The organism is Microcoleus sp. CAWBG27, from assembly GCF_020883145.1.
GTDB lineage: Bacteria > Cyanobacteriota > Cyanobacteriia > Cyanobacteriales > Microcoleaceae > Microcoleus.
Map to the genome: position 1 here is coordinate 223,160 of NZ_JAHREU010000004.1, position 12,460 is coordinate 235,619.

The following is a 12,460-nucleotide window of genomic DNA, read 5'->3' on the forward strand; positions in this document are numbered from 1 at the left end:
GTCGCTATAAAAAACCAATTCGCCTAATGACAACTGTCAACTGTCAACTGTCAACTGTCACCTGTCAACTGACTATTGACTAATCAGCAAAGCTGCGGGAAAGTAGCTGAGAGCATCACCAATGAGCAGCTTACCGTTACTTTCAACAGGCTGATTGGTAATCGCATCCTTCCAAACCGACGGCATTTTATCCGACAATTCCAGATTAGTATCTTTCCAGACTTGTTTGCCGATCGGCATTTCTTCCGGTTTCACAATTCCCGTCAAGTATCGAGGAGCGATCGCAATAACTGTAGTATCTTCAAATTTGCGAGCAAAAGCAATCACGTTATCTTTAAAAGTGCCAACTGCGTGCAGTGGTTGATAATCGCCAGATTGAAAAACTTGCAAGTATTTTTTTCTAGCTTCTAGGACTCTTGCCGTCAAAAACAACTTAATTCTCGCATCTGCCCGCGTCGCAATCAAATCTTCAACCAGTTGCAAAATATCCGTCTCAGCTTGCTGTTTAATTTCCCGCAAAACCTCAATTCGGCGGTCAAAATCCACTGGACGGCGGTTATCTGGATCGACGTGGCTTAAATCCCAAAATTCCGTGCCTTGATAAATGTCAGGAACCCCAGGTGCCGTAATTTTTAGCAGCGTTTGAGATAAAGAATTGAAAATTCCGTAATCAGCTACTTTTTTCCAGAAAGGTAAAAATTTCTTGAAAAACTGATTTTGTTCTGAAGGTTCGAGAACGCTATCGATAAAGGTCATAAACCCAGTTTCGTAGTCGTTATCAGGTCTCAGCCAAGCTGTATAAACTTTTGCTTCGCGGACGGCTTTGATCGCATAATCTTTGACGCGAGTAACATAATCAGTGTTTTCAATTTCCTCAAATGGAAAACTGCCGAGCAGAGTTTGATACAAGAAGTATTCGTCGTTAGTATCGGGAACCATTCGATTCACAAAGTTGACTTTTTTAGAAGAGTTTACCTCTCTCCAAGACCTGACTTGTTGTTCCCATTCCTCAGGAATTTCTGACAAAACATTAAGTCTAGCTCGCACATCTTCGCCGCGTTTGGTATCGTGGGTAGCTGTAGCATTCATTTTGTGAGGCCAAGCTACTTGCTGCTGCTTGTTGAACTCGTGAAAATCCGCCAGCGAAACGCCGAACTGACTGGGGTTTCCTCCGACTTCGTTGAGGGATAAAAGGCGATAGTAGACGTATAGCAACGTGTCTTCAACGCCTTTGGCCATCAGGGGGCCTGTCAACTGCTGTAGTTTCATGACAAAGTGCCTGCGCTCCTCTTTTTGTTCGGCTGTGAGGGTTTCTTCTTCTTCCAGTAACAGCACCGTTTCGATAAATTTCAGTTCTTTGAGGAGTCGCGGTACTAATTCTTTGGCGTGGGCGATCGCATATTTGACGTAAATGCGATCGGACTCTCGCAAACCGTCTTGATTAATGTAAGTTCTGTACACTGGAAAAATCGTCAAAACCGCAGCCAGCGCTTTTTCCAAACCCGGACGAGTAAAGTCATTTCCCTGTCGGGATTGACCGGAAATATTCTTCAAAAGCTGAGCCAGATTGTCTACATCTCCCGCCAAATTTTTCTCAACAATCAGCCCTTTTTTATCTAAAAACAACTGTTCGTAAGGAACATTCAAGCGAGTAAATCTCTGATAAATTTCGCTAAATTGCTGTTCGCGATCGCACCGACAAAAAACGCCGTTTACGTAGTTCAAAAAGTCGTAGCCACTGGTTCCCTCAATCGGCCAATAGGACGGCAAATCTTCCTCGTGTTCCAGAATCTTTTCCACAGTAATGTAAGTGTCCCCAACTCTATCGCGGAGCCGTTTCAAATATTCTGTGGGGTCGTACAGTCCGTCGATGTGGTCGATTCTCAATCCGGTAAACTTTCCCTCATCCACCATGTCGAATATCAGAGCGTGGTTTTTATGGAAAACTTTAATCTCTTCAACTTTTACCGAAATCAGTTCGTTGACCGTAAAAAACCTGCGGTAGTTGATTTCTTCGGCACCCACTTTCCAGAAAGAGAGACGATAAAATTGCTCCGAGAGTAAACTATCTAACAAATTAAAGCTTTCTGGATTGCCTTTTTCTCCGTTAAAAAAATTGATATTTTCATCAATAAATTCCTGGACGATGGGATTTTGATTGTAGAGTTCCCACAGCAGCCCTTTGACAAAAGCTATCTGATCGTATCTGGCTTTACCTTTAGCTTCAGAAGGTGTATTCTTAATTAGATAAAGAATCCCCAAGAACTTGATAAAATCTGGATGGCGCCTGCCTAATTCCCTGCCTAAATGCCCCAAATTATGACCGATAAAACTAGCATAAGATTCAATTTTTACAGGCAATTGTAAGCTGTAGTAATTGATAGTTAGCCCAATTTCGCTGTATTTGAGTTGAATCTCGCCATTTTCCAGACACTCGCCATAAAAATTGCCCAGCAGCGGAGCCAGCACTCGACCTCTGAGATGTTCGTAAGCGTGATTCCATTCAATATCGAAGTAATCGAAATAGTCGGAATCCGGCCCGTGTTCTAATACGTCTAACAGCAACAAATTTTGAGTGTCGTAAGCCATGTGGTTCGGAACAATATCTTGCAGCCATCCCATGTTCAGTTTATTGATTTCGTAGGTGAGGGCTTCAAAGTTTTCTGATGTTCCCAATTCAGGATTGATTTGATTTGAGTCAACCACATCGTATCCATGACTGCTGCCTTTTCTGGCTTTGAATATCGGTGAGGCGTAAAGGTCGGTAATTCCTAATTCTTCCAGATAGCTGAGGATTTGTTTAGCGGCTTCAAAGTTAAAACCTGCATGAAATTGAATCCGATAAGTGGTTGTGGGAATTCTCATCATATTGATTTTACTCCTAATTGATTAGTCGATCGGGTAGTTGACAGAAATTACGCAAACAGTGGCTGGACGCGAGTTATAGCGGTTCTCTGAAATATCGGGTACGTTGTTGGGCTTTAGCCCTCTTGGTTTAATTGGTTATATTGGTAGAGTGCAAAACTATGCGGTTTAACAGTCAATTCTTGCTTAGAATTGATATTTTCCGGCAAGCTAGAACCTGAACCCATCCATTTTACATCAGCAGAGTCTAAAATTTTGTGACCATTCCCTTGGGGAAGTGCGGTCGTAACAGCGACCTCTTGGTTGTTGAAGTTGAGAATGCAGAATATCTGGCTGTTATCTGTCCACCGACGGAGAAACAAGATTTTTTCTGCTTCAATGCTGGAAACTTCTAGATTGTTTTTGTCGAGTTTTTTCAGGGCGGGAATTGTTCGCCGCATTTGAATCAAATGTTGGTGCCATTCCCAGAGGATTTTGTGTTTTCCTGCTGTTGATTTTTCCCAGTTTAACTTGCACTTTTGGAAGCTCTCAGGACTCTGGGGGTCTTGAAATTCGCCTCTGTCTTCAAAAGCTTTAAATTCTTGTTGCTTGTCTTTGCGAATCGCTTCAATTAAGTCAGGATCTGAGTGGGAAACAAAGTACAGAAACGGCGTTGTTTCTCCGTATTCTTCTCCCATAAATAAGAAGGGAATGTAGGGAGAAATCAAAACTGTACCGGCTGCGAGTTTCAGCGCTTCAAAGTCCACTATTTGCGAGAGTCTGTCTCCTAAAATCCGGTTGCCGATTTGGTCGTGGGTTTGGGAAAATACCAGAAATTTCTCCCCCGGTTCATCTTTGACAGAATTGCCGTGTTTTCGCTTTCTGTGAGGTGCATACTGCCCGGAGTAAACAAAGCTTTCTTTGAAGGATTTTTCTAGGTGTTCGCACTTGCCAAAGTCTTGGTAGTAGCGGTCATTTTCTCCGGTAAGCAAGGCGTGCAGTGCGTGGTGGAAATCGTCGCACCACTGGGCGTCTAATCCGAAACCGCTGAGTTCTTTGGGACGTACTGTGCGGACATCGTTTAAGTCACTTTCTGCGATTAAGTAAAGTTTCCTGCCGATTTCTTGGGAAATCTCGGCGGTGGCGTCGGAGAGTTCTTGCAAAAACGGTCTGGCACCTACTTCAAATATTGCTTGAATTGCATCTAATCTCAGACCATCGATGTGATAGTCTCGAAACCAGTAGAGGGCATTTTGAATAAAGTAGTTCCGCACGCCGTCGCTGTAGGCGTCGTCGAAGTTGAGGGGGTCTCCCCAAATCGAGCCGTATTTTGAGGTAAAGTAGGGGCCGAAGTCGCGGAGGTAGTTTCCTTCGGGGCCGAGGTGGTTGTAAACGACATCGAGTATTACTGAGATGCCGTGTTCGTGGCAGGCGTTGATGAGTTTTTTGAAGCCTTCTGGGCCGCCGTAGGAGTTTTGAACGGCGTAGGGATATACGCCGTCGTATCCCCAGTTGCGATCGCCTGGGAATTGGGCAACTGGCATAATTTCGATGACATTAATCCCCAATTCTGTGAGTTTTTTGAGTTGGGGAATTATTGCTTCAAATGTTCCGGCTTGGGTGAATGTGCCGACGTGCAGTTCGTAGATAATCATTTCCGACAGTGGCACGCCTTGCCAATTTTTGTCTGTCCAAGCAAAGGCATTTTGATCTATTACTTGCGAGGGGGCGTGGACGCCTTGGGGTTGATATTTTGATGCCGGGTCTGGTCGGTCGGTTTTTCCTTCGATTTGGTAGGTATAAAGGGTTCCGGGTGCGATGTCTGTAGCGGTGGTTTGCCAGTAACCTTCTGCGGATTGTTGCATGGGTATCTGGCGTGGCTCTGGGGAAACAATTTGGACTGCTATTTGTTTGATTGTGGGCGCCCAAACTGTAAACTCACATTGCTTGTTGCCGAGGTAATTTGCTCCTATCTTCACTTTGAGTGGTTCTCCTTATAAAATAGGTTGGTTGTCCGATCGCCCTTGGGACGCAATCAAATGCTGTGTTCTTGAGGTGAGAGCGCCTCTGATGGTAAGATTACTTAAAATTACAAACAACTAACTCCAGACAGAGCAACGGTTAGAATTATCGCTGGGGCAAAAGTAGCGGTTCGTTATGTATAAATTAGAGCATGAATCTGCATCCTTAGCGATCGCCATTCTTGGCCACCTGCCAGAGTTAATATTTCTGGTTTATAAGGTCTAGAATATACCTAAAGGTAGATAGCAAATCAGCGCGAGCGTGTATCCTATGGTTATTGCTTTTGGACGGGAAATCTGCTGCAATCTCGACTCGGCGGAGTCTCGCGAGTGGTTGGTGACAAACGGAATCGGCGGTTATGCTAGCGGGACGATCGCAAATCTCCTCACCCGCCGCTATCACGGGCTGCTGGTTGCAGCGCTCAAACCCCCGCTGGCACGGACTTTGATGCTCGCCAAGCTGGACGAGACGGCCGTGTATGCCGATCGCGCCTACCCGCTTTATACCAACCGCTGGGCCGACAGTACGATCGAACCCCACGGCTACAACTGCATCGAAAGCTTCCACCTCGAAGGTACGACGCCTGTTTGGAGGTATGCCCTCGCCGACGCTATCCTCGAAAAGCGGATTTGGATGCAGCAAGGTGCTAACACAACATATATTCAATACCGCTTGCACCGCGCCTCACAACCGATCGCGATCGCAGTCAAAGCCCTAGTCAACTACCGCGACTACCACCACATGACAAGCGCGGGCGACTGGCCTGTGAGTCTGGAAACTTTGACACAAGGGGTTTGCGTGACGGCTTTTGACGGAGCCGCACCCCTGTACCTGCTGACAGATGCTACTCCAGAGGCTAAATTTCGAGTCTCTACGCCCTTATACAATTGGCACTACGGATTTAATTTGGCAGCCGAACAGCGGCGCGGGTTGGACTACTGCGAGGATCACTTGCACGCGGCGACTTTTCACTTCGCGATCGCACCAGGACAATCTCTGACACTGATCGCGAGTACCGAGAAAAATCCCGAGCTCAACGGCGACACAGCTTTAGAATTGCGCCAAGCGGGCGATCGAGCGCTGCTGCAAAACTGCTCAAAAATCAGCGAATCTCCCGACTGGATCGAGCACTTAGTGCTAGCAGCCGACCAATTTATCGTCAACCGCCCGCTACCAAAGGAACCCGAGGGTAAAACCATTATCGCCGGATATCCGTGGTTCAGCGACTGGGGGCGCGATACAACGATCGCCCTGCCGGGTCTCACAATCTGTACCGGGCGGTGGGAAATTGCCCGATCGATTTTGCGAACATTTGCACGGTATGTCGATCGGGGAATGCTGCCAAACCGCTTCCCGGATGCCGGGGGCGCTCCGGAATACAACACCGCAGACGCCACGCTGTGGTACTTTGAGGCGGTTCGCGCTTACTGCGATTGCACCGGAGACGACGAACTTTTGGCGGAACTCTGGCCGACACTATGTGAGATTGTGGATTGGCACGTAAACGGAACTCGGTATAACATCCGCGTCGATCCTGACGACGGTTTAGTCTACGCGGGGGAAAGCGGCGTGCAACTGACTTGGATGGACGCGAAAATCGGCGATTGGGTGGTGACTCCTCGGATCGGTAAGCCGATCGAACTTAGCGCGCTTTGGTACAATGCCGTGCAAGCAATGACAAGTTTTGCTCGAAAACTGGGCAAGCCTCACCATGAATACCAGCAGTTGGGCGATCGTACCGCCACCGGATTCGATCGCTTCTGGAACGACTCAACCGGTTACTGCTACGACGTTCTCGACGGCCCCGACGGACACGACATTTCCCTGCGGCCCAACCAAATATTCGCCGTTTCCCTGCCCCTGGACTCAATTCCTGGGTACGAGGGCAAGCGCCAGGAAACCCGTTATACACCGTTACTCACGCCCGTACAGCGCCGCGCCGTCGTGGACGCCTGCGCTCAGGGGCTTCTCACTTCCCACGGCCTGCGGAGCCTATCCCCACAACACCCGCAGTATCGCGGCGCCTATGAGGGCGACCAATTGCAGCGCGACAGCGCCTATCACCAAGGCACAGCATGGGGCTGGCTGATCGGCCCGTTTGTCTTGGCGCACTTGCACGTATACAAAGACCCAGCACAAGCTCGCCAATTCCTGGCACCGATGGCACATCATATAACGGCTGGCGGAGTTGGCAGTCTCGGCGAAATTTTTGAGGGCGACGCCCCCCACTCGCCCCGGGGCTGCACGGCTCAAGCTTGGACTGTGGCCGAAGTGTTGCGGGCTTGGTTGGCAGTTGACAGTTGACAGTTGACAGTTGACAGTTAAATAGTAGCCAAATCAAACCGTTTCTCGATCGCGGGGTCAGGGATCTATAGTTGTTAATAGTGATAAGTAGGTTGGGTAGAACTGAGATGTTGCACCATTCTCAACAAGCCTTTTGCTGACAATGATGCAAGATGTGAGGTACAACGAAGTGAACCCTACGCTTCGCTGGATCCAACCTAAAAATTATTGGTTTAACAGTGGACAATACTGTCAACTGTCAACTGTCAACTGTCAACTGTCAACTGTTTTATCGGAGGTTTATGGCATTATTATTAGCGGGCGATATTGGGGGAACTAAGACAATTTTGCGCTTGGTAGAAAGGACTGCTGATGGTGCAATGAATGCTCTTTACGAGTTTCGCTATCCAAGCGGGGAGTTTCCCGATTTAGTGCCGATAGTTCAACAGTTTTTGACGGAAGCTGCTACAAAACTCGATTTAGCACCGCAGCCTGAAAAAGCTTGTTTTGCGATCGCAGGCCCAGTAGTCAACAACAGCGCCAAACTGACAAATTTGCCTTGGCTGCTGGATGCAAAGCGTCTGGAACAAGAATTAGGAATCTCCCGTGTTAGTTTGATTAATGATTTTGTAGCGGTTGGTTACGGCGTGTGTGGTTTGGAAGCTACAGATTTACACACCTTGCAAATAGGAAAACCCAGTCAGCACGATCCAATTGCTGTGATTGGTGCGGGTACAGGTTTGGGACATTGTTTTGCAATTCCCGAAGCAAATGGGATCAGGGTTTTTTCTTCGGAAGGGGGACACGGTGACTTTGCTCCTCGCTCGGAGTTGGAGTTTGAATTGCTGAAATATTTGTTAGCAAAACATGACATTCAAAGAATATCGATCGAGCGTGTAGTTTCGGGACAAGGGATTGTTTCAATTTACCAGTTTTTGCGCGATCGCAAGTTTGCTCCTGAATCAGCCGAGGTGGGGGAAGCCATAGCTCAATGGGAGTCAGAAATCGGTAAAAGCGAGAAGACAGTGGATCCGGGGGCGATAATTGCGGCGGCTGCACTCCAAAAGTGCGATCGGCTTTCGGAACAAACAATGCAAATGTTTGTAGAAGCTTACGGCGCTGTAGCCGGAAATATGGCTGTTTCACTTCTACCTTACGGCGGTTTGTACGTAGCCGGTGGCATCGCTGCGAAGATTTTGCCACTGATTCTAGAAGGCAGTTTTATGCGAGCTTTTACCCACAAAGGTCGGATGGATTCGCTATTAGAAATGATGCCGGTGCGGGTGGTTTTGAATGGCAATGTCGGGTTAATTGGAGCGGCGGTTTGTGCGGCAGGTATTTAGGGTATTGTAGGGGCGGTGCCCCCGTGCCCGCCCCAGTTAATAATTGTAGGGTGCGTCAGCTTTAATCTGCTCGATTTTTGCTAAAATGGCGATCGGCTGACGCACCCTACTAATCTATAATTACCTCAGCTTCAAAATCTTCTGCGCCGCACTTTCAGATATCGGCATCACCGACAAGCGATTACCTTTCCTCACCACCAAAAGCTCATCAGCACTAAATTTTGCTTTCAGTTCATCCAAAGATATTAACTTAGCAAACTCCTCAACAAACTCAACTCTCACAGTCTGCCACCGAGGCGCATCAAGCTGAGATTTAGCATCATAATACTCGCTATTCACATCAAACTGAGTCGGGTCAGCAATCCCAGTTTCAACCACGCGCGCCAACCCAACAATGCCCGGAATTTTAGTATTAGAATGGTAAAAAAATACTAAATCACCCAAACTCATTTCCCGCATAAAATTGCGAGCTTGATAATTGCGAACGCCATCCCAAATCGAAAATTTGTCACGCCGCAAGTCCGCAATACTATAAACATCCGGTTCCGACTTCATCAGCCAATAATTCATACAATCCCTTCGCTTTGGCTAGCCAAAGATTGTTGAATATTGTCTAAACACTGCTGCATAGCTTTTTGCATAAAAACCTGAACCAACAACAACCCCACAGGATATAATACCGGAGAAGTCAGCATAAAGTAAAACTCCCAATCAATCCGAGTTCCCTTTTCTGTAGCAGTAAACTTCCAATCTCCGCCACCAGACTCAATCAGTAGAGAAATCGGAAACTTAAACCCTCTAACCAATCGATAGCTTTGTCTTTCAGGCTTTTGGAAACTAATCATTTCTTCATCAATCACCGAACCGTCGGAATTTTCGATCCGCCGCACGCCACCTTCACGCATCTCTCCACCATCAGCCATTTCAGCTTTCACAATTGCCGGAATCGGCCCGAATCCGCGAAAGACTTTTGGCAGATTTGACAGAGATGTCACAAAATCAAAGACTATTTCCGGTGATGCAGGAATTTCTACTAAGGCGTTGGTTTTAACTAACATTTGATTCTCAGATTTTGAGCATTAACTATAGCGGTTCTCACAAAGATGAGGTACGTTGTTGGGCTTTAGCCCTTCTTGGTTTAAACTGTTTGTATAGCGGTTCTCACAAAGATGAGGTACGTTGTTGGGCTTTAGCCCTTCTTGGTTTAAACTGTTTGTATAGCGGTTCTCACAAAGATGAGGTACGTTGTTGGGCTTTAGCCCTTCTTGGTTTAAACTGTTTGTATAGCGGTTCTCACAAAGATGAGGTACGTTGTTGGGCTTTAGCCCTTCTTCGTTTAAACTGTCAACTGTCAACTGTGAAAGGTGCGTCGCTGTGAGATTTTTCACTTTTTCGAGCAGATGATTCATGGCGACGCACCCTACGGTATTAACTTTTTAACTGTCAACTGTCAACTGCTATAAAATATCTTTCCGCTTTTGCAACCACAGAGTCAACATCAAATATACGAAAATATGCACGCACAAAATCCCCCAATTTAAACTCAGATTGTGCCACGTCGGATCGTAAACAGGAGTAGGCTCAAACGGTTGGGGAAGTGTACTCCCATCCGGCAAAGTCGTAGGCGCGGGAACCAGGGAATTTACATTAACTAAAGAGCCGTAAGCACCCACAGACCAGCGACTTAACATCAACCAAGAAAACTTGCTCGCCACACCTTCCATCCTAAACAAAACTCCCGAGAAAATAATCTGAGGTAGCAATATTAGAGGTAAAGCACTGTTAGCTTGAGAGCCATTTTTGACAATTGCCGAAACCAGCAATCCGAGACTGATACAGCTCATTAAAGTTAGAAAAGTGGTAATAGCTGCTCCCACAGGCCAGGAAATCAAACTCGGTTCGGGGGATTTGAAAGCAATCAGAATAACTCCTACCATCAACAGCGTTTGCAATACCGCTAACCCGGAAAGTATGAAAACCTTGGAACCCAAATAAGCAAACAATCCTAAATTAACCAAACGTTCGCGCAAATAAATAGCAGATTCCTTGACAATTTCTTGCAGGGAAGTTGCCAGACCCACCCAAATAGCCGCGCAGGTAAATACAAACAAAACTCGCATTGCTAAAGGTGCTAAAGTTGGCTCCGGCGCGCCAATTAACGGGTCTTTATCTCGTACAGCCAGACGCAGCAAACTAATTCCGATCGGAGCCGTTAATAGAGCTAAACTTAAGTTAACTAGGTCGCGGGAAATAAGCTGAAAATAGCGCTGGGCTAGCAAAACAAGTTGTTTGATAAAAGATATAGATTTGGGCTTGGGAGGTGCAGCGGGCGTTTTTCCATTAGCGTTGCCGGTGCTGAAGTGGTTGACAATATAGCGCTGATAGTAAGGAGATTTTCTGAATTTTTCTGCCCAGCTTTGAACGTTGGTTTCTCCTGTTTCTAATTCGTTGTAAATATCGGCAAAATCCCCAGTTTTGACATCGAAAAAATCGAGGGCTTCCGCAGGCGGGCCGAAGTAACAAAGCCGTCCGCCGCGGCCCATAAACACAATACGATCGCACATCGTGATATTTGCCGTCGCGTGAGTCACCAGAATCACAGTGCGGCCTTGACTTGCCAACTTTCGCAGCAGTTGCATCATCTTCTTGTCCAAACCCGGATCCAGCCCAGAAGTCGGTTCGTCCAAAAAGAAAAGTTTCGGATCTGCTAACAGTTCAACTCCGATGCTAACCCGTTTGCGCTGTCCGCCGCTAAGCTGTCTGACAACAGCAGTGCGGCGGTGAGTCATTTCAATATCTTCTAAAGTTTTGGTGACTACTTGCTGAACATCTGTATCGGGAGGTAAGCGCAATTTAGCAGCATAACTCAATACTTCTTCTACTGTCAAATCTGCGTGAATAATATCATCTTGAGGCACGTAACCGATTTGATTGCGATAAATATTGAAGTTTTGGCGCAGGTTGTCGCCGTTGAGAAACACAGCGCCTTCAGTAGTTTTCTCAATGCCTAAAAGCGTCCGCATTAAAGTAGATTTTCCCGCGCCGCTACCGCCGACTAAAGCTACAAACTGCCCCGGTTCGATCGCCAAAGTGATACGATCCAAACGCTTGGGAATCACCAGATTGTCAGCATCCAGGCGAATTTGACTGCCTCGGTCTTGCACCTCTAACGTATGATTGCGGTAAGTTAGAGTAAACGGGCCGATCCGAATTGCATCTCCCTCGGCCAACTGTACGGAATTTGTGATGCGCTGACCGTTGACAAAAACGCCATTAACACTGTGATCGCGTAAAATATAATTGCCGCGACTGTCAGCATCAATTGTCGCGTGTCGCCTCGAAACCAGCGGCGAATCTAATTGTAGCGAAGCATTTGGATCGCGGCCCAACAAAACCGATCGATTGCTGAGGGGAATTGACTGTTTGCTGGGGGGAAAGATTTGACTCGCCAGCGGATTAAAATAAGTCACCAAAACTTGATTTTTGGGATCGAGACCAATTTTAATTTCTGTACCGTTTTTGAGACAATAACCGTCGTTGGGAGTGATGCGAGTGCGATCGACAAATAAGCCATTAGTGCTCGGCTGCTGGCCGTCACCGTCGTAAATCCAGTAATTTTGGCCAATTTGGCGCAACACAGCGTGAACCCCCGAAACTGCCCGCCAGGGTTCGGGAACAACCAAATCAGCACGAGTGCGATCGCGCCCCAGTACGTGCTGCGCCTGTTTTAACTCTAACTGTATGCTTTGATCTTGACACGTTAATACCAAATAAGGGCGATCGCTGACAGCAGTCGGTTGTCCTATATTACCTATCATATTGAAATAGCCTTTTTTGCATACACTTTTGTCAGCATATCAAAAGTGAGGCAACAATCCACTTATTTATTTGCGAACTTATGCAAAATATCTATACTATCATCTTCCGCGCGCGTTACATCTATATTACTTATTCCCTATTCCCTCTTC

8 protein-coding genes are annotated in these 12,460 nt (G+C 46.8%); 2 read left to right on the forward strand and 6 right to left on the reverse strand.

Annotation, left to right across the window (positions count from 1 at the left end; genetic code table 11):
* Positions 1-72: 72 nt before the first annotated feature.
* Together treY and treZ are read right to left on the reverse strand one after the other, a co-directional pair.
* Complete coding sequence (gene treY, locus QZ938_RS04360; RefSeq protein ID WP_293349661.1) at positions 73-2,865, reverse strand: malto-oligosyltrehalose synthase; 2,793 nt, start codon at positions 2,863-2,865, stop codon at positions 73-75.
* A gap of 116 nt (positions 2,866-2,981) precedes the next feature.
* Positions 2,982-4,823, reverse strand: coding sequence for a malto-oligosyltrehalose trehalohydrolase (gene treZ / locus QZ938_RS04365; protein ID WP_293349617.1), 1,842 nt, complete (start codon positions 4,821-4,823; stop codon positions 2,982-2,984).
* Between the two features lie 313 nt (positions 4,824-5,136).
* Between treZ and QZ938_RS04370 the strand changes: the two genes are divergently transcribed.
* Both QZ938_RS04370 and QZ938_RS04375 read left to right on the forward strand, forming a co-directional pair.
* Complete coding sequence (locus QZ938_RS04370) at positions 5,137-7,170, forward strand: amylo-alpha-1,6-glucosidase (protein ID WP_293349620.1); 2,034 nt, start codon at positions 5,137-5,139, stop codon at positions 7,168-7,170.
* A gap of 281 nt (positions 7,171-7,451) precedes the next feature.
* Positions 7,452-8,492, forward strand: a complete 1,041-nt coding sequence (locus tag QZ938_RS04375) for a glucokinase (protein ID WP_293349623.1) — start codon at positions 7,452-7,454, stop codon at positions 8,490-8,492.
* A 120-nt stretch (positions 8,493-8,612) separates the two neighbouring features.
* On the opposite strand, the gene QZ938_RS04380 is transcribed toward QZ938_RS04375, so the two are convergent.
* From QZ938_RS04380 to QZ938_RS04395, 4 genes are read right to left on the reverse strand one after another with little or no spacing between them, the layout of a single operon-like run.
* Positions 8,613-9,062 carry an EVE domain-containing protein gene (locus QZ938_RS04380; protein WP_293349626.1) on the reverse strand — a complete coding sequence of 150 codons (450 nt, stop codon included), beginning with the start codon at positions 9,060-9,062 and terminating at the stop codon, positions 8,613-8,615.
* Positions 9,059-9,550 carry an SRPBCC family protein gene (locus tag QZ938_RS04385; RefSeq protein ID WP_293349629.1) on the reverse strand — a complete coding sequence of 164 codons (492 nt, stop codon included), beginning with the start codon at positions 9,548-9,550 and terminating at the stop codon, positions 9,059-9,061. Before QZ938_RS04385 ends, QZ938_RS04380 begins: the two co-directional genes overlap by 4 nt.
* A gap of 21 nt (positions 9,551-9,571) precedes the next feature.
* The gene (locus tag QZ938_RS04390) at positions 9,572-9,901 is read right to left on the reverse strand and encodes a hypothetical protein (protein WP_293349631.1); all 330 of its coding nucleotides are present in this window, start codon (positions 9,899-9,901) and stop codon (positions 9,572-9,574) included.
* 48 nt (positions 9,902-9,949) lie between these two features.
* Entirely contained in the window at positions 9,950-12,310 is a 2,361-nt protein-coding gene (locus tag QZ938_RS04395; RefSeq protein WP_293349634.1) for an FHA domain-containing protein, read from the reverse strand.
* Positions 12,311-12,460: the final 150 nt, after the last annotated feature.